Origin of the sequence: Pseudomonas leptonychotis, from assembly GCF_004920405.1 — a bacterium.
Classification (GTDB): Bacteria; Pseudomonadota; Gammaproteobacteria; order Pseudomonadales; family Pseudomonadaceae; genus Aquipseudomonas; species Aquipseudomonas leptonychotis.
In genome coordinates this window covers 1,478,486-1,501,045 of sequence record NZ_RFLV01000001.1, presented here as the reverse complement: position 1 = coordinate 1,501,045, position 22,560 = coordinate 1,478,486, and the positions used below count along the sequence as shown (strand labels likewise).

At 59.2% G+C, this 22,560-nt stretch carries 19 protein-coding genes; 4 read left to right on the top strand and 15 right to left on the bottom strand.

Features of this window, described 5'->3' with window-relative positions; translation table 11 throughout:
• Positions 1-9: 9 nt before the first annotated feature.
• The 14 genes from tssH to D8779_RS06695 all read right to left on the bottom strand — a co-directional run bounded on the left by tssH (position 10) and on the right by D8779_RS06695 (position 15,371).
• Positions 10-2,613, bottom strand: a complete 2,604-nt coding sequence (gene tssH / locus D8779_RS06760; protein WP_136663667.1) for a type VI secretion system ATPase TssH — start codon at positions 2,611-2,613, stop codon at positions 10-12.
• 12 nt (positions 2,614-2,625) lie between these two features.
• On the bottom strand, positions 2,626-3,663 hold the full coding sequence (gene tssG / locus D8779_RS06755; protein ID WP_136663666.1) for a type VI secretion system baseplate subunit TssG: 1,038 nt from the start codon (positions 3,661-3,663) through the stop codon (positions 2,626-2,628).
• A gap of 91 nt (positions 3,664-3,754) precedes the next feature.
• Positions 3,755-5,545 carry a type VI secretion system baseplate subunit TssF gene (gene tssF / locus D8779_RS06750; protein WP_136663665.1) on the bottom strand — a complete coding sequence of 597 codons (1,791 nt, stop codon included), beginning with the start codon at positions 5,543-5,545 and terminating at the stop codon, positions 3,755-3,757.
• 26 nt (positions 5,546-5,571) lie between these two features.
• Positions 5,572-5,964 (bottom strand): hypothetical protein, encoded by a 393-nt coding sequence (locus D8779_RS06745; protein ID WP_240789690.1) that lies wholly within the window; start codon positions 5,962-5,964, stop codon positions 5,572-5,574.
• Between the two features lie 112 nt (positions 5,965-6,076).
• The gene (locus tag D8779_RS06740; protein WP_136663664.1) at positions 6,077-6,466 is read right to left on the bottom strand and encodes a hypothetical protein; all 390 of its coding nucleotides are present in this window, start codon (positions 6,464-6,466) and stop codon (positions 6,077-6,079) included.
• Between the two features lie 17 nt (positions 6,467-6,483).
• On the bottom strand, positions 6,484-7,416 hold the full coding sequence (locus tag D8779_RS06735) for a DUF6402 family protein (protein ID WP_136663663.1): 933 nt from the start codon (positions 7,414-7,416) through the stop codon (positions 6,484-6,486).
• 18 nt (positions 7,417-7,434) lie between these two features.
• Positions 7,435-7,959 (bottom strand): PAAR domain-containing protein, encoded by a 525-nt coding sequence (locus D8779_RS06730; RefSeq protein WP_136663662.1) that lies wholly within the window; start codon positions 7,957-7,959, stop codon positions 7,435-7,437.
• A 9-nt stretch (positions 7,960-7,968) separates the two neighbouring features.
• Positions 7,969-8,373, bottom strand: a complete 405-nt coding sequence (gene tssE, locus D8779_RS06725; RefSeq protein WP_136663661.1) for a type VI secretion system baseplate subunit TssE — start codon at positions 8,371-8,373, stop codon at positions 7,969-7,971.
• 6 nt (positions 8,374-8,379) lie between these two features.
• Positions 8,380-9,855 carry a type VI secretion system contractile sheath large subunit gene (gene tssC / locus D8779_RS06720; protein WP_090240793.1) on the bottom strand — a complete coding sequence of 492 codons (1,476 nt, stop codon included), beginning with the start codon at positions 9,853-9,855 and terminating at the stop codon, positions 8,380-8,382.
• Between the two features lie 24 nt (positions 9,856-9,879).
• Positions 9,880-10,386 (bottom strand): type VI secretion system contractile sheath small subunit, encoded by a 507-nt coding sequence (gene tssB / locus D8779_RS06715; protein ID WP_136663660.1) that lies wholly within the window; start codon positions 10,384-10,386, stop codon positions 9,880-9,882.
• Between the two features lie 33 nt (positions 10,387-10,419).
• Positions 10,420-11,982: a type VI secretion system protein TssA gene (gene tssA / locus D8779_RS06710; RefSeq protein ID WP_136663659.1), complete on the bottom strand. Its 1,563-nt coding sequence runs from the start codon at positions 11,980-11,982 to the stop codon at positions 10,420-10,422.
• 468 nt (positions 11,983-12,450) lie between these two features.
• The gene (locus tag D8779_RS06705) at positions 12,451-13,356 is read right to left on the bottom strand and encodes a D-hexose-6-phosphate mutarotase (protein ID WP_136663658.1); all 906 of its coding nucleotides are present in this window, start codon (positions 13,354-13,356) and stop codon (positions 12,451-12,453) included.
• A gap of 100 nt (positions 13,357-13,456) precedes the next feature.
• Complete coding sequence (locus D8779_RS06700; RefSeq protein ID WP_136663657.1) at positions 13,457-14,833, bottom strand: TRAP transporter large permease; 1,377 nt, start codon at positions 14,831-14,833, stop codon at positions 13,457-13,459.
• A complete protein-coding gene (locus tag D8779_RS06695) occupies positions 14,826-15,371 on the bottom strand; it encodes a TRAP transporter small permease subunit (protein ID WP_136663656.1) in 546 nt (181 codons plus the stop codon). The genes D8779_RS06700 and D8779_RS06695 overlap by 8 nt, the downstream gene beginning before the upstream one ends.
• A 195-nt stretch (positions 15,372-15,566) precedes the next feature.
• Between D8779_RS06695 and D8779_RS06690 the strand changes: the two genes are divergently transcribed.
• Complete coding sequence (locus D8779_RS06690; protein ID WP_136663655.1) at positions 15,567-16,667, top strand: TRAP transporter substrate-binding protein; 1,101 nt, start codon at positions 15,567-15,569, stop codon at positions 16,665-16,667.
• Between the two features lie 60 nt (positions 16,668-16,727).
• On the opposite strand, the gene D8779_RS06685 is transcribed toward D8779_RS06690, so the two are convergent.
• Positions 16,728-17,129, bottom strand: a complete 402-nt coding sequence (locus D8779_RS06685; RefSeq protein WP_136663654.1) for an acyl-CoA thioesterase — start codon at positions 17,127-17,129, stop codon at positions 16,728-16,730.
• A 300-nt stretch (positions 17,130-17,429) separates the two neighbouring features.
• Here D8779_RS06685 and D8779_RS06680 point away from each other — a divergent pair, with 300 nt between their 5' ends.
• From D8779_RS06680 to pstA, 3 genes are all read left to right on the top strand, one after another.
• A complete protein-coding gene (locus D8779_RS06680; protein WP_136663653.1) occupies positions 17,430-18,398 on the top strand; it encodes a PstS family phosphate ABC transporter substrate-binding protein in 969 nt (322 codons plus the stop codon).
• Between the two features lie 183 nt (positions 18,399-18,581).
• Positions 18,582-20,867 carry an ABC transporter permease subunit gene (locus tag D8779_RS06675; protein WP_136663652.1) on the top strand — a complete coding sequence of 762 codons (2,286 nt, stop codon included), beginning with the start codon at positions 18,582-18,584 and terminating at the stop codon, positions 20,865-20,867.
• A gap of 15 nt (positions 20,868-20,882) precedes the next feature.
• Positions 20,883-22,559 carry a phosphate ABC transporter permease PstA gene (gene pstA / locus D8779_RS06670; protein WP_167492533.1) on the top strand — a complete coding sequence of 559 codons (1,677 nt, stop codon included), beginning with the start codon at positions 20,883-20,885 and terminating at the stop codon, positions 22,557-22,559.
• Position 22,560 lies beyond the last annotated feature (1 nt).

Below are 22,560 nucleotides of genomic sequence, written 5' to 3'. Positions count from 1 at the left end.
AGCGGCACGTTAAGCGAACTCACAAACCACCGATCCTTCACCGTCCAAGGTGGCGTGCACACGTTGCAGCTTTTCACCGTTGGCCATGGCATCCAGCAAACGATCGACCACCAGCGGTTGTAGGTACTGGTCGATCAGGTGATCGATCAGGCGTGCGCCGCTGTCGCTGTGGCTGCAGCGCTCGGCCAGATTTTCCAGCAGGGCAGGGGCGTAGCTGAACTGCAATTGGCGACGTTGCAGGCGCTCGCCAAAGCGCACCAATTTGAGACCGACCAGCTCGTTGAGCACTTCGCCATTGATTGGGTAGTACGGCACCACGCGCATGCGGCCGAGCAGCGCTGGCTTGAAGTGCTGACTCAGGGTCGGGCGAATCGCGTTTTCCAAATCTTCTGCCGCCGGCCGCTGGCCGTCCTGACAGAGGCTGGCGATGCGCTCGCTGGCGAGGTTGCTGGTCATCAGAATCAGCGTGTTGCGGAAGTTGATCTCACGGCCTTCACCGTCGTTGGCCACGCCTTTGTCGAAGATCTGATAGAACACGTTCATCACATCGGGATCGGCTTTTTCCACCTCGTCGAGCAGCACCACGGAGTAGGGCTTCTGTCGTACCGCTTCGGTGAGCATGCCGCCTTCGCCATAGCCGACGTAACCGGGTGGCGCGCCGATCAGCCGGGAGACGGTGTGCTTCTCCTGGAACTCGGACATGTTGATGGTGGTGAGGAAGCGCTCGCCGCCGTAGAGCAGGTCAGCCAGGGCCAGTGCGGTTTCGGTTTTGCCGACGCCGCTGGGGCCAACCAGCAGGAATACGCCCACGGGGGCATCGGCGCGATTGAGGCCGGCCGCAGTGGCGCGCATCGAGCGGTCCAGCGCGGCGATGGCTTGTTCCTGGCCGCGCACGCGCTGGCGCAGGTCGCTGGCAAAGCTCAGCACCTTGCTGTTGTGCTCGCGCGCCAGTTGGCTCAGCGGTACGCCAGTCCAGTGGCTGATCACTTCGGCGACCAGGCGTGGGCACACTTCGAAGCTGACCAGGCGCTCTTGGGTCTGGGCAGTCGCCAGTTCGGCTTGAATTTCGCGCAGCTCCGCTTCCAGTTGAGCCAAGTCGTATTCTGGTTCAGCGTCGGCTTTTTCTTCGCTGGTGGCCTGACGTGCCATCGCGCACTGTTTGCGTAACTCCAGCAAGCGCTCGGCCAGTTCGCGCTGCACCGACCAGCGGGTTTCGATCTGTTCCAGTTCGGCGCGGGCCTCACTGAGGCGCTGTTGCAGCTGGGCGAGGGCCTCGCTGTCGATCTGTAGACCGGCTTCCATATCGCGGCCCATGGCTTCACCCTGGCGTTCGCCTTCGGCGATTTCACCGCGCAAACGCTCCAGCGCTTCTGGTGCGGCGGCCAGGCTGATGCGCACGCGAGCACAGGCGGTGTCGAGCACATCCACGGCTTTATCCGGCAGCTGACGGCCTGCCAAGTAGCGGGCGGACAGCTCAGCCGCCGCGACCACTGCGTCGTCGCGCAGGTAAATGCCGTGGCTCTTCTCGTACACCGGCGCCAGGCCCCGCAGGATGGTCACGGCTTCTTCGACTGTGGGTTCGTGCAACTGCACCGGCTGAAAGCGGCGGGCTAGGGCTGGGTCTTTCTCGAAGTACTTCTTGTACTCGCTCCAGGTGGTGGCGGCGATGGTGCGCAGTTCGCCACGGGCCAAGGCGGGCTTGAGCAGGTTGGCCGCATCGCCGCTGCCGGCTTGGCCACCGGCACCGATCAGGGTGTGGGCTTCGTCAATAAACAGGATGATCGGTTTAGGCGAGGCTTTGACCTCATCGATCACGCCTTGCAGACGGCGTTCGAACTCGCCTTTGACGCTAGCACCGGCTTGCAGCAGGCCGAGATCCAGGCACAGCAACTCGACACCTTTGAGTGCGTCCGGCACTTCGCCGGCAGCAATGCGCAAGGCAAGGCCTTCGACGATGGCGGTTTTACCGACACCGGCCTCGCCGACCACGATCGGGTTGCTTTTACGCCGACGGGCGAGGATGTCGATCATCTGGCGAATCGCCGCATCGCGGCACAGCACCGGGTCGAGCTTGCCGTCACGGGCCTGCTGAGTGAAGTTGTGGGTAAAGCGCGACAGGTTCGATTCCCCAGTATTGGGCGCTTTGCCTGCGCTTTGCTCGGGCTGCTGGGCCATGGCGAATTCGCGCAGGCGCTCGGCATTGAGCTTGGCTAGCAGCGGTTGGTAGTGGCTGCCGGCGTAACGCATCGGATTGCGCAGCAGGGCGAGGATCAGTGCGGCCTGATCGACTTGGCTCTGGCCCAGCTCAAGGCTGGCCACCAGCAGAGCATCCTGCAGCCATTGCACCAGTTCGGTGGCGAATACCGGGTTGCGCGATTCGCTGTGTTCGCCGCGCGGTTGCAGCGCGCGGGCCAATTCACCGGAATCTACTTCGGCATCCTGCAGGGCGCGGCTGAGCAGGCTTTCCGGGCGCTCCAGTAGGCCAAGCAGCAGGTCTTCGACCAGAATCTTGCTGCCGCCACGGACGACGCAGCGCTCGGCGGCGCATTCGAGGTCATATTTAGTGGCGGCGTCGAGGGCCTGAACCAGTTGCTGCAAGTCGACGTTGATCATCTTCCATCTTCCTTAATGAGCTTTGCTACCGAGGGTGACCACGCCGTCGGCGTTGTCACGCCCCAGCCAGGTGGTCCAGCCCAGCAGGCAGGGGTTGTCCGCGCCGAGGCGCAATTCGCGTACTTCGTCCTGGCGCAGTTCCAGGCGGATGTCGTAATCCAGCGGGTCGCGCAGGGTGAAACGCACCAGCGCGCAGAGCGGTTGGTAGCCGCTGCCGATGGGCAGGAACTCGTGGAAACGGTCCCAGTTGAGCTGGCGTACATGGATGCGGAACTTGCCGCCGCGGTCGCGCACAAACTCGCCGAGCACCAGGCTTTCGCCTAGTTGGCTGTTGGCCAAACCGAGGCGATTACGTTGCTCGCCGAGAATCTCCACCTGGCGCTCCAGGCACTGCTCGATGTGCAGGTCAGCGTGCTTGAAGTAGTAGCGCAGCACCGACTCGATCAATGCCGCCGAGTGGGCGCGCAGGCTGAGCAGGCCGAGGTAGGGCAGCAGGCGCTTCCAGTTCAGCTCGGAGGCGCTGCGAATGGTTTCGCCGCCGAGGCCGATCAGGGCAAACAGGTGCGCCGAAAAAGGGTCGGCTGCACCACTCTGAAAACGTGTGTGGTAGCGGTATTTCTGCCAGGTGGGCAGCAGCAGGCGTTGCAGGCGGTTGTTGAACAGGTCGAGGAAATCCCGCGTGGGGTTGCCGTCTTCACTGTCGCCCAATGCTTGTTCACCGTAGAAGGCCGGCAGGGGCGAGCCGGCACCAAATAGGCTGACCAAGTTAATGCGCATGCGTGCGCGCAGTTCGCCGTGTTCTTCAAAAAACTGCACGCGGTCGATATCACTACCGGGGAAGCCCATGCTTGGGTTGGCTTGCAGTTCCAGGCGCTGATACAGCGCTTCTTCATCCAGCTCCGGATGGGCGGCTTGCAAACGCTCCAGCACCAGCTGTACGCCCTGGAACAGGCTGTACTCGCGGATGCCTCGGCTCAACCGGGTGATGACCGGTCCAAAGTCGGCCGTGCTTCGCTCAGGCGGCGTGGCAGTGGGGCTCAGAATGCTCATTTACACCTCGTAAAGTCGGGTGCGGCTCCAATGGCTTCGAAGCCCAGTAGTGCTTTGCTTGGTGCGAGCGGGCATGTCTGTGTCCAAGGCTTCATAGCAGGGGTTGTAACCCCATGCGCGGCGTCCATTGGTACACCTCTCCCTGTGTGCTCTGTACGCGTAGCTCGTGGTACGAATTCAGGCTGGCATACAGGGCGAAAAACTCATTGAGCACCGAGGCAAAGAGAAACAGGTCACCTTCGCCGACATAGCCTTCGGGGTTGATCGTCAGTTGTGTGCGGACACCACGTACTGGCAGGCCACGGTGCAGGCGGTCGACGTGCTGGTGGCTGATGCTTTTCATTCCGTCGAGTAGGCGCTTGCTGACCTTCTCCGCGTGTTGGTCGTAATAGCGCGGCAGGTCGTAGGTTTCGAGAATCACCTTGAGCGCCTCGACGTTGGCCAGCGACAGGTAGTTCAGCGACATATTGCTGATCAGCTTCCAGAGAAAGTCGCGGTGCAGCGGCGGTGCGTAGCTCGGGGTGACCGCGCTGATATTGCGGAAGGTTAGAAACTCCGGGGTGTCTTCACTGGGCATGCAGATATCGCCGAGGCCCAGTTGGCGCGGCAGATTTTGGTTGGTGCAGGTCAGCTCAATCGATAGGGTTTCATGCTGATCGAGGTTACGCAGGCCGAAGCTCAGGTAAGTTTCCAGCCCGTCGCCGAGCAGCGACGGTTGCTGTCGTACGCTGTAATGCGGGCGCGCCAGGGGCACGTCAAAGCTGGCGTCGTGTTCGAAGGATTCGAACGGCACGTACTCCTCGTAACCCTTGCCGCCGGGCTTCCAGCCGGTGACCCGGTCCACCGAGAACACGCCACAGTGCTGCGAGTCGAGCTCGGAAGGTAAGAGCAGGTATTGATCCTGCTTGCCGTCCAAGCGAATCGGGATGGCGTCATGGGCGAACAAGTTGACCACTGGCGTGCAGTACAAACGCACGTTATCCAGGGTTGGGCGAATGCGTTGTACGCCGGCTTTATGGATATCGAAACGCAGCTCCAGGCCGCGTGCCTGCTTGAGCACGTCTTCGGGCAGGCGCTTGAGTGCATCCAGGCCGATGATGTCGGTGAACAGGAATTTTTCCTGGAAGGCGAAATACTCCTGCAGATAGCGATAACCGCGGAAGGTGTTGAGCGGGTAAGGGATCAGCGCTTCATCTTCGGCAAAACCGACAGGCTGCACATTGCTGGCGGGCAGGTGCAGGCCATCCAAGGGGCGGCCGAGGTTGTCTTGCAGCGGCTTGCCTGCAGCATCGAGCAACACCAACTGTATGCCGCCCAAATGACGCAACAGGCTGAGGTAGAGCAACTGACTGATATAGCGCTCACCCGACAGGTGCAGGCGCAATTGCTTGAGGTTGAGCTCGCCAAGGTGACCATCAGCCGTCATGCCTAAGCGCAGACTAAGCAGTGCGCCATCACCTTTTACCGAGTAGTCCAGCGCGTTGAGCGCCAATGGCAGCACTTCGGTGGTGAAAGCGGTACTGAAACGACAGGTCACGCCCTGGATCGGCTTGGATTCCACCGGCGTATTGCGTGGTACTGACAGGGCCGGGCCAGGGCGCTTAAGTGGGTCGAACTGCAGCATGCTGAACGCCGGCAGCGGGCGCATATAGTTGGGCCACAGCAGGTGCATCAGCGAGTGGGTCAGCTCCGGTAGTTCATCATCGAGCTTCTGCCGCAAACGTCCAGTGAGAAAGGCAAAACCTTCCAGCAAGCGCTCGACATCCGGGTCGCGCCCGCTCTGCCCAAGAAACGGCGCCAACGCCGGGCTGCGCTCGGCAAAGCGCTTACCGAGTTGGCGCAGGGCGGTGAGTTCGCTCTGGTAGTAGTGGTTAAAAGACATTCAAGGTGCTCATCCGTGGGCGTTGATCATGGACACAGAGTCGTGTCGCTGATTCTCCAGTTGTATATAGCGTTGCCTCTGCGCTCGTGGTGCGAGCGTTCGAGCAGGGCTAGGAAACGTGGCTTGTCCAGTGAGTAGGAGCGGCCATTCGCGGCGATATTGAGGCGATAGCTGTCCGGGAAACTGTTCTGCAACTCGTCGTCGAAGGAGATATAGGACAGCACCTCGGCCACTTCGCCACTCTCGACGCGTTTGTTCAATACGAACGGCTCTTTGGCGTTGGAGTACTCGTAGGCGGTGATGTCGACCGGATAGCTGCAACGATTTTCCAGGTCGGCGATAAACACCGTTTTCGGTTGCGCTGTGCAACCTCCGAGCACGAATAGGGAAAGCAGGGCGAGGTGCTTAGTCGTAATCAAGGGACAGACCACGATTTGTGTGGACGTGGTTTCCGAGGAATTGTGGTCTGTCCTCGGATATCTCTTGCCCCCGGATATCTCTCTGCGGATGTGTTGGTAGAAGTACATCGCGTCAGTTCTCGATAACATGGTAAGGGGTATTGCTGATGAACAGGTTCATCCAGCTGTCTTGCCAGTCCGGCACGCCAATTTTGAAGGACTGCTGCTGTTTGTCGAAGTCGAACCAAATAATGCCTACGGTTCTGTCATCTTCGTGCGAGCGCATGTCCGTGTAGTTCTTGTCGTAAAGCGGCGTACGGAAGGTGGAGTCTGGTGCCTGGGTGTCGATGACGCGGATGTAGGCAAGATCGCACCAAGCTCCGAGCCAAGGTGCCAATAGCACGTTCTGGAAAATGTATCTTCCCGAGGGGCTGGGGTATGAGTACTGCGCTTTCTGAGTGGTGGCGATGTGAATCGCTCCGAAAAGCAGGAGCAAGAGTGATATTGGCAGCAGCAGGGTCATAGAGGCCTTTCGGGTATTCATTTTTTAAACTCGAAGGTGACCGGAGTAATAGTCTCGTAGCCGATATCGGAATAGACGACGAAGTCACCACCTTTCTTATGCATCGAGCGGTACTTCACGAAATGGCTGTTGGATATCAAGAAATAGCGCTTGCTTTCTAAGTCCTTGAAACGCTGTTCAACGTCATCGCCAGTGAACGGAGCTGTAGCAACCACCTTTGCTTTTTCGTAGTCGATATTGGCGTTGTTACTGAGGCTGTCTGTCAGGCCATCCGCGATACCGTCGAAGTTCCAATATCCGAGTGGCTGGCTGAGTAGGCTCTCGTCGTTAAAGTCATATGCATCTTCGACATAGAACCCTATGCGGTCAGCGATGAAGGTCACCTTGTCCGGAAATGCGTTGACGGTACCTTCAACCGTCACTCGTAAATTGAAGTTGGCCAGTGCGCCGCGCAAATCATTGAGCTCATCGCCTAGAGTGTCGAAAGTGACCGCACGGCTATTGGCGTAACCGAAAGCCTCGGCTTTGCTACCCTGGCCATTGAAAGACAGTGGGAAGCAGCCGCCAGAGTGCTGACCAAACTCCCTGAGGATATTACGGCGGATAAGCTCGGTTGCTTTGGCATTGTTCCAGGCAGCTCTTAGCTCGTTACGAACCCTCACCACCCTGGGAAAGGCCATCAACCATTGGTATGTGACTATGGTCTCCTCCATATATTGAGCAGGGGGCATTTGTTTATGGCTCTTCACTAATTCGGCCATACCGCCGCTGGGGGTGCCCCAGGGATTTCCTTGGAACCAATGCCGCATTAGCTTCGCGGAAACCTGCCAGCCCATCTTGTCCATGGCCGCTGGAATATCTGTGATCTTGAACAAGCGAACCTGCGAGGCCGTTCCTTGTGGGTTTTGCGAGCTCGGTGTGAGCGTGGATTTCAGAACGATATCGGACATGTGCAGATCTCCACGTAGTCAGGCAATCACTACTTCGGATTGTTCGGCGATAACCAGCTCAATGGTTTCTGCACTCGAAGAGCGGAGTTTGTCGGTTTTCCCGTCCACTCCAGTGACACCATGGATCTCTTTGCCGGTTGCGCTGCGGAGCACATAGGACATTCCGCTCAGCGGTGCACCGGAGTCTTGGTCGAGCAGAACGAAGAACTCATCGAACACCCCTTTGATATCCATAGGAGTCGGAGGGACAAACGGCGCCCCACCCCCACTATTCCCAATAATTACTGTTCCAGAACCAGCCACAACCGGATTGCCGTGATTTCCCACAGTGCCCACCGTGGTAGCTGGCTTACCGTTGATCAGTACATTGCTGATCACGTTGCTGGCCAAGGAGCTGCCGCAGGCAGTTGGGTCGTCTTGGCGTGCGGCGGACAGGTTGTCGAACAGCACGTTGGGTGAGCCAACGGTGATTGGATTCTTGCTGTGGCCAGGAAGCGGACAGACAGTGGGGTCGCTGACGCGGGCTGCGGGTTTACCGGACATGGGCTCTCCTTAGTTGACCTTGACCTGTCCGCTGCCGTCCAGGCGCGCGGAGAAACTGACTTGGCGTTTAAAGCCATCTACTTCCAGCTGGCCTTCGATGGCAAACGCCAGGCTCAGTGGGTTGTTGTCGCGGGGTAGGGAAATCACCCGCACATCGCTTAAACGCGGTTCGTACGCTTCGATAAAGCGTTCGATAGCGATACGCGCTTGCTGCAGCGAATCGTGCAGCGACAGGCGCATATCGTTGAGATCGGGCAACCCGTAGTCCGGCAGCGTTTGCACACTACCGGCTCGGGTGCTGAGCATTTTCGCCAGATGAGTCGCCACGGAGGCCATTGCGGCGACCTCGCGGCTCCAGCCAGCGCGCTGGCTGGCTTCACCGCCGAGGCGCTCGAATAGGCTTCCGTAGCTCACTGGGTGTTACTCCTTGTCCAGCTTGCCAACCAAGGACAGGGTGAAATCGGCACCCATGTACTTGAAGTGCGGACGCACGTTGAGGCTGACGCGGTACCAGCCTGGCTCACCATCAACATCACTGACGATCACTTGCGCGGCGCGCAGCGGACGACGGCTACGGACTTCGGAGCTTGGGTTTTCCTGGTCAGCAACAAACTGACGGATCCACTTGTTGAGTTCCAGTTCGAGGTCAGTGCGCTCTTTCCACGCGCCGATCTGCTCGCGCTGCAGCACTTTCAGGTAGTGGGCCAGGCGGTTGATGATGAACATGTACGGCAGTTGGGTGCCGAGTTTGTAGTTCAGCTCAGCGGTTTTGCCTTCTTCACTGATGCCGAAGAACTTCGGCTTCTGCGTCGAGTTGGCGGAGAAGAACGCGGCGTTGTCGCTGCCTTTGCGCATGGTCAGGGCGATAAAGCCTTCTTCGGCCAGTTCGTATTCACGACGGTCGGAGACCAGTACTTCGGTCGGGATCTTGGTTTCGATCTCGCCCATGCTTTCGAAGTGGTGCAGCGGCAGGTCTTCTACTGCGCCGCCGCTCTGTGGGCCGATGATGTTCGGGCACCAGCGGAACTTGGCGAAGCTGTCGGTCAGTTTGGAGGCGAAGGTGTAGGCGGTGTTGCCCCACAGGTAATGCTCGTGGCTGTTGGCGACGTTCTCTTTGTAGACGAAGGTCTTCACCGGGTTGTCTTCCGGGTCGTACGGGTTGCGCAGCAGGAAGCGCGGTACGGTCAGGCCAACATAGCGGGCATCTTCTTGCTCGCGGAAGCTCTGCCATTTGGCGAACTGCGGGCCTTCGAAGTGATCCTTCAGGTCTTTCAGGTCCGGCAGGCCGGTGTAGCTTTCCAGGCCGAAGAACTTCGGACCGGCAGCGGCGATAAACGGCGCGTGGGACATGCTGGCGACACTGGCAACGTATTGCAGGGTCTTGACGTCCGGCGCGCTCGGGTCGAAGAAGTAGTTGGCGATCAGAGCAGCGACCGGCTGGCCACCGAACTGGCCGTACTCAGCGGTGTAGATGTGCTTGTACAGGCCGGACTGCATGATTTCCGGGCTGTCTTCGAAGTCATCGAGCAGATCTTGCTTGGAGGCGTTGATGATCTCCAGCTTGATGTTTTCGCGGAAATTGGTGCGATCCACCAACAACTTCAGACCGCGCCAGGAGGACTCCAGGGCCTGAAACTCGGCGTTGTGGAGGATTTCGTCCATCTGCCGGCTGAGCTTGGCGTCGATCTCCGCGATCATGCGGTCGACCATGGCCTTTTTAACGGGCTCATTTTCGTTCTGCGGCTTCAGCAACTCTTCGATAAAGGCCGACACGCCACGCTTGGCGATGTCATAGGCTTCGTCGTCTGGAGTCAGTTTGGTCTCGGCAATGATGCGGTCGAGGATGCCGAGGTCGGCGGCGCTGCGACCGCTTTCTACTGCTGCACTAGTGCTCATGAATTAGCTTCCTTGTTAATTGAATCAGGAGTCCAGCTTGCCTTGGGCAGCCAGGCCGAGTTCGCCGAGTACGCGCTCACGCGAGTCGTCGTCAGCCAGCACGCTTTCGATCGCCTTGCGGAAGGCTGGAGCGTTGCCCAGTGGGCCTTTCAGGGCTACCAGGGCGTCGCGCAGTTCCATCAGCTTTTTCAGCTCTGGGACTTGCTCGACCAGGTTGGCCGGGTTGAAGTCCTTCATCGAGTTGATGCGCAGTTGCACAGCCAGGTCGTCGCCTTCGGCGTCATCCTGCAGACGATTCGGCACGCCGAATGTCAGGTTGAGCTCCTGCTTGGCCAGCACTTCATCGAAGCTGTTTTTATCGATGCTGATCGGCTTGCGATCTTCGATCTTGCGATCGTCGGCGCGTTGGGTGAAATCACCCAGAACCATCAGTTTCAGCGGCAGTTCGATCTCTTCCTGAGCACCGCCGGTGGCAGGCTTGAAAGTGACGTTGATGCGTTCCTTGGGGGCTACCGAGCCTTCTTTGGCCATGGTCTTTCTCCGTTACGGTTATGGCCCGAGGGCCTAGTCCAGTACCACTTCAAGATCGAGGTGGCACAACCTGCGGTAGATCTCTTCCTTGCTTTCACGCACCGCGTGGTTTTGCGGCAGCAGCTCACAGCAGCTGTGCAGCATGCGCAGTACGTCCAGGGCGAGATCGGGTTCCCAGTCGCCCAGGCCGGTGGCCTGTAGCGTCTGGTCGAGTGATTCGAGTTGGGTTTTGGCGAGATCGTATTTCTTGGCGCTGAAACACAGGCGCGCCAAGGTCAGTTGCCAGAAAAAACGCTCGCGGCCACCCCGTGCTGCGGCCAGGCCGAGTTTGAGTTGCTGTACGGCGGATTTGAGGCCGTCCTTGCGCAACTTGGGTAGGGTTTCCTGTAGGGCAAGGTCCCAAGCCGGCTGGCTGCCACTGTCGTTGGCGGCGGGAGTGCTTTCGCTGACCGGCGCATGCACATGGGGCAGTACGTGGGAGCTGATCCAGGCGCGAGTCTGCCCGTCGGCAAAGGCGCTGCCGTCGTGGAAACGCAGTTCTTCCAGGCCACTCATGCGCTGCATAAACAGCGCAAGTTGGATTTCTACTTCACGCATGGCCTGTTCGGCATCCAGCTCATGCAGGCATTGCCAGACCAGGTGTTGGCCGTCGAGCCAGAAGGGCGCGCGAGCGATGCTGGCTTCCAGGTCGACCAGCAGGTCAGCGTACTGACCGTTCTGGAAGCGCTCCTGGTAGCTGGCCAGTTTGTCCGCTGGCAAGCCGCGCAGCGCAGTGATCTGCTCGGCATTACGCTCTGGCAGGCTGTCGATGGGCAGCCACAGCAGGGTGCGGGCCAAGCGCAGGGCGCGCAGGTCGCTGGCCTTCTGTTTCAGCCAATAGGCACACAACGGGCGGGCCTGGTCTTGCAGGCTGCGCAGGCTCTTGTGCGCCTCCTTTTCACTTTCCACCGGTGCGCCAGGGGTCAGCATCTGGCTGGCGGCCTGCTTGACCTGGGCAATCGCGGCGCCCACAGAGCCGGGTTCGGGCTGACCCTGGCTGGCACGTTTTACCAGCTCATCCAGGCGCCGGCACAGCGGCAACAGCAGCGGCGCATCTTCACCCAGGTGCTCGGCTAAACAGGTTTCCAGGGCACGTAATTGTTCGGCCAGGCTGCGGAACAGAGCCAGTTGCTCGCCAATCGGGACGTGTTCAGCCAGCGCCTGTTCCAAACGAGGGATCAGCCAACTGATGGCGGCGGCACGGGTGCGTGCCTTACGCGGGTGTAGCTCGGCCCAGTGATTGAGGCACAGGTAGTGCAGCAGGCTGAAACCGGCCTGCAGGCCGGGGAAGGATTCGCGCTGATAAAGCCCCCAGATCAGCCAGGCGGCGACGCGTAAATCCTTGGAATGGGCGCTGAGCAGTATCTCGCTGTTTTCGCGGACTTTTTGCCAATCAATGGCGGCCGTTTCATGCAGCGCCGTGGCTTTGCCCAGTTCATTCTCAAGGACTTCATATTCCGTTGAGTAACGGACATCAGTGCCGGCAAAGTTACCCTCGTTAATAGGGTTTTTGGCCAGCTCTAAATAATGAGCAGTGAGCTTGTTTGAATAGGTCATCCATGACTCGATTATTGATGCGCGTAACTTTTAAGAAGCCATTACGACGTCTTTAATATCGCCTGCTTACGCTGGCGGTGCGCAACTTGTTGCGCACTTATATGTGCAACAAGTTGCGCATGTCCTTGTGAGGTGGGCATCCTAGACCTATGGCGACTGTCGGACAACCGTAAAAAGTGTGAAATATGTATCAGTGGGCGATATTGAGTGATTAATTAGTGGAACCATAGTTCCTAAAAAATATGCGGGGCGCATCACAATAAGGCGAGTTAGAAAAGTTATGTAGGGATATAGCTATCTATATGTAAGTAATGGCTTACTGGCAAAGTAGTGGCGCGTCACAGAAGTTATGCCTTTGCGATAACTTAGTGTGATGCAGTGCAGGGTTTTCTGGGTTGGAATGTGGCGTGGGGCGTGCAGCCGAGCGTGAGGCGGCTCGGCGAGGTGGGGCGACAAGCCGTCTGTCGGTTAATTGCTCAAGGGTTCAGACCAGAGGCTCAATGCGAGCTGATGGTGCTCGCCCGCCGCCAGTGTGCGGATGTCGTCGAGCACGTTGGCGTGTTCGATACACAGCATGCCGGGCCAGGCATCCGCTGCGAACTGTGAGAGGCGCTGGGCTTTGTCGGTCCAGGGGTTCCACAACACGGCCGAGTTCGAGCCGCTGCTGTGTAGCCGGATGCGCCGCTGCCAGGCAGGGTCGAGGATGCTTAGTTGCGCCGGGGTGTCGAGGTAGATGCGGTCGGTCTCGCCGCTGAACTGCAGCAGACCGTCTTGCTGGCGTTGCTGCCAGTCTTCCAAGGTTTCGATATAGCGGCAGCCGTGCAGGCCTTCGACGCTAACCTGGTGAATATCGCTGACGGCAAAATAGCTGTGCAGCGCCTGGCTGATCGGCAGTGGTGAAGCGCCTAGGTTATGGCTGTGCAGGGCGATGTGCAGGCGCCCGTCCAGGCGAATGGACAGGCGCAGTTCGGCGGCGTGCGGCCAGTGAGGCAGTGGCTGGGTCGCGGTGTTGTAAGCGAACTCTAGGTGCACACCCGCATCGCCGCTTTCAATGCCCAGCAGTTGCCAGTCGAGATTGCGCACCAAACCGTGGGCAGGCGCCGCAGCCGGGTCATCGTGCAGGGCTTGTACGGCTTGTGGGTTGCGCTGCAGGCTACCGAACCAAGGCCAGCATACGGGCACACCGCCACGTACACCCTGGCCGCGTGCGTAAGCCGCTTGTTCGCTGAGCCAGATCAACGGCGGCTGATCATCCTCTCGGTAGCTAAGAATCTGCGCGCCTTGCTGGCTGATCAAAAGCTCGCCGGTGCCATAGCGCACCCGCCAGCAGGTCAGCTCATCGCGCTCAATACGTTCTACATGGGACTTGGCCATTGGCATGTTCACCGTAGCGTTAAAAAGCTATTGGAGCGCACCTTAGCCGGAGAATGCAAAACGCCCGTCAGTGACGGGCGTTGTGTGCTTTGCGCAAGGCCTACTTGCCGTAGACCTGTTCCGGCAACCAGGTGATCAGTCCTGGGAATTGATAGGCAATCACTAACAGGAATATTTGGATCAAGATAAACGGCAGCACGCCCTTATAGATGGTGCTGGTGGGCACTGATGCCGGGGTGACGCCGCGCAGGTAAAACAGCGCGAAGCCAAATGGCGGGGTGAGGAAGGAGGTCTGCAGGTTCAGCGCGATCATCACGCCCAGCCACACCGGATCCAGACCCATGGCCAGCAATACCGGGCCGACAATCGGCACCACCACAAAGGTGATCTCGATAAAGTCGAGAATAAAACCGAGCAGGAAGATCACCACCATCACTAGGAAGAACGCACCGAGTACGCCGCCGGGTAATTGCGCGAACACGTCTTCGATCATCGCCTCGCCGCCGAAGCCGCGGAACACCAGGGAGAACAGCGACGCACCGATCAGGATCATAAAGACCATGGCGCTGATTTCGGTGGTGCCATAGGCCACTTCACGCAGTTGGCCGAAATTCAGCTTGCCCTTGCAGAAGGCCAGTAGCATCGCGCCCAGTGCGCCGAGCGCCGCGGCTTCGGTCGGTGTTGCATAACCCGCGAGGATCGAGCCGAGCACTGCGCCAATTAGCAGCAGCGGCGGGACCAGAGCGTTGATCAGTTTGCCCCATTCAATCGGCCCGAGTTCTTCCTGCGGCAGGGCAGGTAGCTTCTTCGGCTGGAAGATCGCCACGCCAATGATGTAAAGGATGTACATGCCGACCAGCAGCAACCCAGGGATCAGCGCACCAACGAACAGGTCGCCGACCGAGACGGTTTTCGGCGAGAAGATGCCCATCTTCAATTGCGCCTGGGAGTAGGCACTGGACATCACGTCACCCAGCAGTACCAGCACAATCGATGGCGGGATGATCTGCCCGAGGGTGCCTGTAGCGGCCAAGGTGCCGGTGGCAATCGCCGGGTCGTAACCTCTGCGCAGCATGGTTGGCAGGGCCAGTAGACCCATGGTCACCACGGTGGCGCCGACGATGCCGGTGCTGGCGGCGAGCAGCGCACCGACCACGCATACGGAAATCGCCAGACCGCCGCGCAAGGTGCCGAACAGCCGTGACATGGATTCCAGAAGGTCCTCGGCAACCCTAGACTTCTCCAGCATCACCCCCATAAACACGAAGAGCGGCACCGCCAGCATGGTCTGGTTGTTCATGATGCCGAACAGGCGGTTGGGCAGGGCGCTTAGGTAGCCGCCATCGAAGGTGCCGGTGAGAATGCCGATGCCGGCAAACAGCAGCGATACACCACCCAGGGTGAAGGCCACCGGGAAGCCGCCCATCAGGGCCGCACAGATGCTGATAAACAGCAGAATGGCCATCAACTCAGCCATGGGTCACCTCCACGGCGGGCAGGCGACCGCTGAGGATATTGGCGAATTTGATCAAGTCGGAGATTCCTTGTAAGACCAGGCTGATCACCAGCACCAAGATGATGCTCTTCTGCAGGTAGACGAATTTCAGACCGCCGGATTCGCTTGAACCCTCCAGCGTTGCCCAGGAGTTGCTGACGTAGTCCCAGCTGGCCCAGCCAAGGAACAGGCATACCGGCAGGAGGAAAAGCAGCGTGCCGAGGCTATCGACCAGCGCTTTACGTCGTGGGCTGAATGCCTGGTAGAAGATGTCGACCCGCACATGGCCGTTGCGCTGCAGCACCCAGGCCGCGGCGCCCATGAATACCAGCGCGTGGCCGTACAGCACGGCTTCTTGCAGGGCGGTTGCGCCGATGCCGAAACCGTAACGCAGAATCACTACGATGGCGGTGCCGAGGACCAGAAACAGTGTCAGCCAGGCGCAGGCTTTACCGAAGTTGGCGTTGAATGAGTCGATCAGATGAGCAAGACCGAGCAGAAACGGGGGCTTGTCGGACATCGTGAGTCCTTCTTATGGTTATGGGCTTTGTAGGCAGGCCGGCGATTCTAGGCAGGCCTTCTCGCGTGCGGCAATGGCACTACAACTTTAGTCGTATCCGCTAGGCTTGAGAGTCACTTACCCCTATGTTACTCAGGCGCGGTGGGTCCGCAGCGATCCTGTGGTCAGACCACTACAACAATAAAGGAGCATTGCATGAAACGTCGTCAAATTCTCGCAGCAGCAGGTGTGGGCCTTGCAGCCACGGCTTTGGCCGGTTGCAAACAAGAGGCTGAAACCGCTGGTAAGCCCCAAGAGGGCGCGAGCGGCCAAACCTTCAACTGGAAAATGGTCACCTCCTGGCCGAAGAACTTCCCCGGCGTAGGTGTGGGTGCCGAGCGGTTCGCCAAGCTGGTTGAAGAAATGAGCAATGGCCGTTTGAAGGTCAAGATTTATGCCGCTGGCGAGCTGGTGCCGGCGCTGGAAGTATTCGATGCCGTGAGCCGCGGTACGGCGGAAATGGGCCACGGAGCACCGTACTACTGGAAAGGTAAAGTACCGGCTGCGCAGTTCTTCTGTGCCCTGCCATTTGGCCCGAATGCCCAGGAAATGAACGCCTGGCTGCATAAAGGCGGCGGCATGCAGCTGTGGGAAGAAACCTACAAACCCTTTGGCGTGCTTCCGATCGCTTGCGGCGCGACGGGCGTGCAGACCGCAGGTTGGTTCAACAAGGAAATCAACAGCGTTGACGACTTCAAGGGCCTGAAAATGCGCACCCCAGGCCTGGGCGGCGAAGTGCTGACCAAAATGGGCGGCACCGTGGTCAACATGCCAGCGGGTGAGATTTTCACCGCGCTGCAAACCGGCGCCATCGATGCCACCGAGTGGATCGGCCCATATAACGACCAAGCGTTGGGACTGCATAAAGCGGCTAAGTACTACTACACACCCGGCTGGCAAGAGCCGAACGTGACCTTTGAGTTGGATATCAACATCAAGGCCTGGGATACCCTGCCGGCTGACCTGCAGGCCATCGTTCGCGCCGCCGCCCGCGATGTAAACGCCGATATGCTCGACGATTACAACGCCAAGAACATGGAAGCGCTGGAGCAGCTCAAATCCGAAGGCGTGGAAGTGCGTCGCCTGCCGGATGAAGTGCTGGCCAAGCTCAAGGGTGTGGCAGCCGAAGTGGTTGATGCCAGTGCGGCGGCTGATCCTGTCGCGAGCAAAGTGTGGGCCCAGCAGAAAGCTTATCTGCAGCGCCTGTATGACTACGCTGAGTTGAACGAGAAGGATATCTACAACATCCGCGGCTAACGTCTGGTACACAGCAAAATGCCGGCCCTAGGGCCGGCATTTTCGTTTCGGTAGCGGCGGTTAGCGGCGTGCCGGAACGGAGCGAGTACGGCCACTGCCATCAATGGCGACGAAGACGAATACGGCCTCGGTGACCTTGCGCCATTCGCTGGACAGCGGGTCATCGCTCCACACTTCGACCAGCATCTGGATTGAGCTGCGGCCTATTTCCACGGTTTGCGTGTAAAAGGACAACTGCGCGCCCACCGCCACCGGTACGAGGAAGGCCATGCGGTCGATGGCCACGGTGGCGACGCGCCCGCCCGCCACCTTGCTGGCCATGGCGGTGCCGGCCAGGTCCATTTGCGATACCAGCCAGCCGCCGTAAATATCGCCAAACCCGTTGGTTTCACGCGGCAGTGCGGTGATCTGCAAAGCCAGGTCGCCTTGCGGTATGGGGTCTTCCTGTTCGAAATCGTGCATCGGTCTAGGCTCGCGGCGCGGTTGTTTTTATTGGCGCGGTGTGGGGCGAGGCGGTGGCGGCGAGCCAGGCTCTACAGCTATCGCGGGTGCACCCAGCAGGCCCGCAGGAGTACGGGCGCTGCGAGTATAGCGACTCGGCAGTCGCAGGGCGACCATGGCACCTGGCCTGCAGCGATAAGCCGAGAGTTTGGCAATAAGTGTGGCGGTCATCTAACTGTCACATTGATTACATACAGTCGTCATGCGGCCTACAGATACTTGGCCCCGTTCAATCCAACACTAGTTTTCCAGGAGTAAGGCATGAAACTTAAGCGTTTGATGGCGGCCATGACTTTTGTCGCCGCTGGTGTGGCTACTGCCACTGCGGTTGCTGCTGTCGATCCGGCTTTGCCGAGCTACACCAAGACTTCCGGCGTGTCGGGCAACCTGTCCAGTGTGGGCTCCGACTCCCTGGCTAACCTGATGACTCTGTGGGCTGAAGAGTTCAAAAAGGAATACCCGAACGTCAATATCCAGATTCAAGCCGCCGGTTCCTCTACTGCTCCACCAGCGCTGACTGAAGGCACCGCCAGCATGGGCCCGATGAGCCGTGAAATGAAGGATGCGGAGATCCAGGCGTTTGAAGAAAAGTATGGCTACAAGCCAACTAAAGTGCCGGTGGCGATCGACGCCCTGGCGGTATTTGTGCACAAAGATAACCCGATCAAAAGCCTGGACATGGCTCAGGTTGACGCCATCTTCTCCAGCACTCGTCTGTGCGGCGGCGCGACCGACATCAAAACTTGGGGCGACCTGGGTATGACGGGCGAGTGGGCGGCCAAGCCGATCCAGTTGTTCGGTCGTAACTCGGTATCCGGTACTTACGGCTACTTCAAAGAAGCCGCCCTGTGCAAAGGCGACTTCAAGGCCAACGTCAACGAGCAGCCGGGTTCGGCTTCCGTGGTGCAGTCGATCTCCAGCACCATCAATGCCATCGGCTACTCGGGCATCGGTTACAAGACTTCAAGCGTGAAGACTGTGCCATTGTCGAAAAAAGGCGGCGAAGCCTATGACGCTAACGAAGAAAACGCCCTGGCTGGTAAGTTTCCAATGGCCCGTTTCTTCTACGTCTACGTCAACAAAGCGCCTAACAAGCCGCTGAGCCCGCTGGACGCTGAGTTCATCAAGCTGGTGCTGTCCAAGCAAGGCCAGGAAGTTGTAGTGAAAGACGGCTACATTCCGCTGCCAAGCAAAGTGGCGGCCAAAACCCTGAAGGATCTGGGGCTGTAATAACCCGGACACTGGCAAGGACGCCTCCGTAAGTCGCACGCCCGCCTTCGTTTACGACAGGTGGGCGTTGCTTTGTCAAAGCGCTGTAACTTTTCTGTCATAAAGTGTGGTTAGAGTTAGCCGCTCAGATAGCGACAGAACTCACTATGGCGCGCTCATGGCTGCGCAGAGACGCTCTTACCTATGAATGACTTGGCTAGTGAAACCATGACCGCCACATCCAAATCTCTCGGGCTGGACTTCAACACCCCCGCCCTGCAGCGCAAGCGTCGTCTGCGTGCACTGAAAGACAGGATTGCCCGCTGGGCGATTTCCTTCGGTGGCATGGCAGTGCTGGGCGCTATTACCCTGATCTTTTTCTATCTGGCCTATGTAGTCCTGCCGATGTTCCAAGGCGCAAGCCTGGACAGCCGCGAGCCGGTACAGGTCGCCTGGTTAAATGAAGCCGCTGCGCCGCTGCTGCTGACTCTAGAAGAACAGAACCAGGTGGCTATGCGCCTGGATCAGAGCGGCCAGGTGCAGTTCTTCGATGCGAAGAAAATGCAGCCGCTGAGCAGCGTTCAGCTGCCGATCCCGGCGGATGCGCGGATTACCTCGCTCGGCCAGGACCAGCCGGGCAGCAATCGCGTTGCCCTAGGCCTGTCCAATGGCCAGGTGCTGGTGTTCCAGCATGTCTACAAGCTCAGTTACCCGAATGATGTGCAAACCGTCACGCCGAAGATTGAGTTCCCGTTCGGCGACGCGCCAATCGAGCTCGACGTCCAGGGCCGTGAGCTTGATCACCTCGGTCTAAGCCTGAACGGCGGCACCCTGATGCTGGCGGGTTCCACCGGTGCGCAGCTGCACGTGCTCAGCCTGGGCCGTGAAGAAAACATGATGACCGGCGAGGTGGCCCTCACTGAGGAGCGTATCGTTCTGCCGCAGATCGCGGAGCCGATCAAGGAGCTGATCATCGACCCACGGCACATGTGGATGTACGTGATCAACGGTCGGGCCACGGCAGATGTCTTCGACATGCGCAGTAATACGCTGAATGGTCGCTACAAGCTGCTGGCGGATGCCAAGCTGGAAGTCAGCAATGCCACGCCGCTGCTCGGTGGCATCTCGCTGCTGATCGGTGATAGCGCTGGCGGTATTGGTCAGTGGTTTATGGTGCGCGAAGACGATGGCAAGGCATCGCTGACGTCGATTCGCAATTTCCAGTTGGCCGACAGCCCGATCATCCAGATTATTCCTGAGGAGCGTCGCAAGGGTTTCTTCGCCTTGGATGCCAAAGGCAACCTGGGCATTTTCCACAGCACCGCGCACCGCACCCTGCTGGTCGAGCCGGTCGCCGAGGGTCAGGCCCTGATAGCCCTGTCGCCGCGTGCCAACCGCGTACTGGTCGAGAGCGAAGGCCAGTTGCAACGCCTGATTATCGACAACCCACACCCGGAAATTTCCTGGAGTTCACTGTGGGGCAAGGTCTGGTATGAGAACTATGACGCACCCGGTTACGTCTGGCAGTCGACCTCTGCCAGCACCGATAACGAACCCAAGCTGAGCCTGGCACCGCTGGCCTTTGGTACCCTGAAAGCGGCCTTTTACGCCATGCTTCTGGCAACGCCACTGGCCATTGCTGCCGCGCTGTACACCGCCTACTTCATGGCCCCGGTGCTCCGTCGCAAGATCAAACCGGTGATTGAACTGATGGAGGCGCTGCCGACGGTGATTCTCGGTTTCTTCGCCGGCCTGTTCCTCGCACCCTATTTGGAAGGCCACCTGCCGGGCATCTTCAGCCTGCTGATTTTTACTCCAATTGGCATCTTGCTCGCCGGTTACCTGTGGAGTCGTTTGCCCGAATCAATCCGTTTGAATGTGCCAGATGGCTGGGAGTCGGTGCTGTTGATCCCGATAGTCCTGGCGGTTGGCTATGTCTCGCTGGCCATGAGTGGGCATCTGGAAAACTGGCTGTTCGACGGCAATATGCGCCTGTGGCTGAGCAATGACTTGGGCATCGCCTTCGATCAGCGCAATGCACTGGTGGTTGGCCTGGCCATGGGCTTTGCGGTGATTCCGACCATCTTCTCGATTGCTGAGGATGCGGTGTTCAGCGTGCCCAAGAGCCTGACCTTTGGCTCACTGGCACTCGGTGCCACGCCATGGCAGACCCTGACTCGGGTGGTGATTCTCACCGCCAGCCCGGGCATCTTCTCGGCCGTGATGATCGGCATGGGCCGCGCCGTCGGCGAAACCATGATCGTGCTGATGGCCACCGGCAACACCGCAATCATGGACATGAACATCTTTGAAGGCTTGCGCACTCTGGCGGCCAACGTGGCGGTGGAAATGCCTGAGTCGGAGGTCGGGGGTACTCACTACCGCGTACTTTTCCTCTCGGCACTGGTGCTGCTGGGCTTCACCTTTTTCATGAACACCCTGGCAGAAGTAGTGCGCCAGCGTCTGCGCGTCAAGTACGCCTCGCTCTAAGGTCTGGGAAGGTATATGTCCGTGAAACAGAACAACCTAAATACCTGGTTCAAGAGCGGTACGCCGTGGATCTGGATGAACGCCGGCGCGGTGACAATCGCGGTGATCATGACTCTTGGCCTGATGATGGTGATCGCCGTGCGCGGCCTCGGCCACTTCTGGCCGGCGGATATCGTCGAAGTTGACTACCAAGTCCCTGGTCAGGCAGCCAAGGTGATGGCCGGTGAAATTACGCGGGTCGAAGAGGTGCCTCGCGCCCGTTTGGCCGCTTCTGGTTTGCCGGTCGACGTCAAGGGTGGCGAGTTTATGACCCGCGAATTGCTCAAGGTGGGTAACCGCGATCTCTACGGCGCGGACTTCACCTGGGTGGTTGGCGAATGGCTGAGCAACCTGCGCACGCCAGAAAACCTCACGGCGCTGGAGCGCCGCGAGTGGGGCAACTTCTATGGCTATCTGGTCAGCGTCAAACAAGCCGGCGAGCTGGTGGCTGAAGGGGATGCCAGCTGGCCAGCGCTGCAGGAGCGCATTGAGCGCGTCGAGCAGCTGCATAAAAAGCTGGTGCGTTTGGAGAAGAAGGACATCGGTCGAATCAACGCCGGGCTTGAGCGCATCCGTTTGAAAACCCGCAAGCTGGAGCTGCAAGGCAAGCTGACCGAAGTGGCCCAAGCTGAGATGGCTGCCGAGCGCGCGCAGTGGGATGCCGAGTACAAGGTGCTGGAAACCGAGCTGATTGCCCTCCATGAGGCGTTTAACCGCGACAGCGTCACACTCAAGACAGTCGATGGTCGTGAGCTAACGTTGAGCCTGGGCAAAGTGGTGCGGGCCTTTCAGCCCAATGCGATGTCCAATCTGGACAAGCTGGGCTTCTACTTCGCCAAACTGTGGGAGTTTGTCAGCGACGACCCGCGTGAGGCCAATACCGAAGGCGGCATCTTCCCGGCCATCTTCGGCACCGTGATGATGACCCTGATCATGGCCGTGATCGTTACCCCGTTTGGTGTGGTCGCGGCGATTTACCTGCGCGAATATGCCAAGCAGGGGCCGTTGACGCGGGTGATCCGCATTGCCGTAAACAACCTTGCGGGCGTACCGGCGATTGTCTACGGCGTGTTTGGCTTAGGCTTTTTCGTCTATGTGCTGGGCGGTTCGCTCGATAGCATGTTCTTCCCCGAATCGGCACCGGCGCCGACCTTTGGTACGCCGGGCTTGATGTGGGCGTCGTTAACGCTGGCGATCCTGACCTTGCCAGTGGTGATTGTCGCTACTGAAGAAGGCCTCGCACGGATTCCGCGCGCCGTTCGCGAAGGCTCCCTGGCCCTCGGTGCCACCAAGATCGAAACGCTGTGGCGCGTGGTGCTACCGATGGCCAGCCCGGCGATGATGACCGGTCTGATTCTCGCCGTAGCGCGCGCTGCCGGTGAAGTGGCGCCGCTGATGCTGGTGGGCGTGGTTAAGCTGGCGCCTTCGCTGCCGCTGGACGGCAATTATCCTTACTTGCACCTGGATCAGAAGATCATGCACCTGGGCTTCCACATCTACGACGTCGGCTTCCAGAGCCCCAACGTCGAGGCCGCGCGGCCGCTGGTGTACGCCACCGCGTTGCTGCTGGTGCTGGTCATCGTGGTGCTGAACATGGCGGCGGTCTATATCCGCAACCACCTGCGTGAGAAGTACAAGGCGCTGGATCATTAAT

Bases quoted from the DNA above. Each gene is read 5' to 3' on its own strand.
- tssG (WP_136663666.1), bottom strand. From the start codon at position 3,663: ATGAGCATTCTGAGCCCCACTGCCACGCCGCCTGAGCGAAGCACGGCC.
- D8779_RS06685 (WP_136663654.1), bottom strand. From the start codon at position 17,129: ATGCACGATTTCGAACAGGAAGACCCCATACCGCAAGGCGACCTGGCT.
- pstA (WP_167492533.1), top strand. From the start codon at position 20,883: ATGTCCGTGAAACAGAACAACCTAAATACCTGGTTCAAGAGCGGTACG.
- D8779_RS06705 (WP_136663658.1), bottom strand. From the start codon at position 13,356: ATGGCCAAGTCCCATGTAGAACGTATTGAGCGCGATGAGCTGACCTGC.
- D8779_RS06740 (WP_136663664.1), bottom strand. From the start codon at position 6,466: ATGACCCTGCTGCTGCCAATATCACTCTTGCTCCTGCTTTTCGGAGCG.
- D8779_RS06730 (WP_136663662.1), bottom strand. From the start codon at position 7,959: ATGTCCGGTAAACCCGCAGCCCGCGTCAGCGACCCCACTGTCTGTCCG.
- tssF (WP_136663665.1), bottom strand. From the start codon at position 5,545: ATGTCTTTTAACCACTACTACCAGAGCGAACTCACCGCCCTGCGCCAA.
- tssB (WP_136663660.1), bottom strand. From the start codon at position 10,386: ATGGCCAAAGAAGGCTCGGTAGCCCCCAAGGAACGCATCAACGTCACT.
- D8779_RS06690 (WP_136663655.1), top strand. From the start codon at position 15,567: ATGAAACGTCGTCAAATTCTCGCAGCAGCAGGTGTGGGCCTTGCAGCC.
- D8779_RS06700 (WP_136663657.1), bottom strand. From the start codon at position 14,833: ATGGCTGAGTTGATGGCCATTCTGCTGTTTATCAGCATCTGTGCGGCC.
- D8779_RS06695 (WP_136663656.1), bottom strand. From the start codon at position 15,371: ATGTCCGACAAGCCCCCGTTTCTGCTCGGTCTTGCTCATCTGATCGAC.
- D8779_RS06735 (WP_136663663.1), bottom strand. From the start codon at position 7,416: ATGTCCGATATCGTTCTGAAATCCACGCTCACACCGAGCTCGCAAAAC.
- D8779_RS06675 (WP_136663652.1), top strand. From the start codon at position 18,582: ATGAATGACTTGGCTAGTGAAACCATGACCGCCACATCCAAATCTCTC.
- tssC (WP_090240793.1), bottom strand. From the start codon at position 9,855: ATGAGCACTAGTGCAGCAGTAGAAAGCGGTCGCAGCGCCGCCGACCTC.
- tssH (WP_136663667.1), bottom strand. From the start codon at position 2,613: ATGATCAACGTCGACTTGCAGCAACTGGTTCAGGCCCTCGACGCCGCC.
- tssA (WP_136663659.1), bottom strand. From the start codon at position 11,982: ATGACCTATTCAAACAAGCTCACTGCTCATTATTTAGAGCTGGCCAAA.
- D8779_RS06680 (WP_136663653.1), top strand. From the start codon at position 17,430: ATGAAACTTAAGCGTTTGATGGCGGCCATGACTTTTGTCGCCGCTGGT.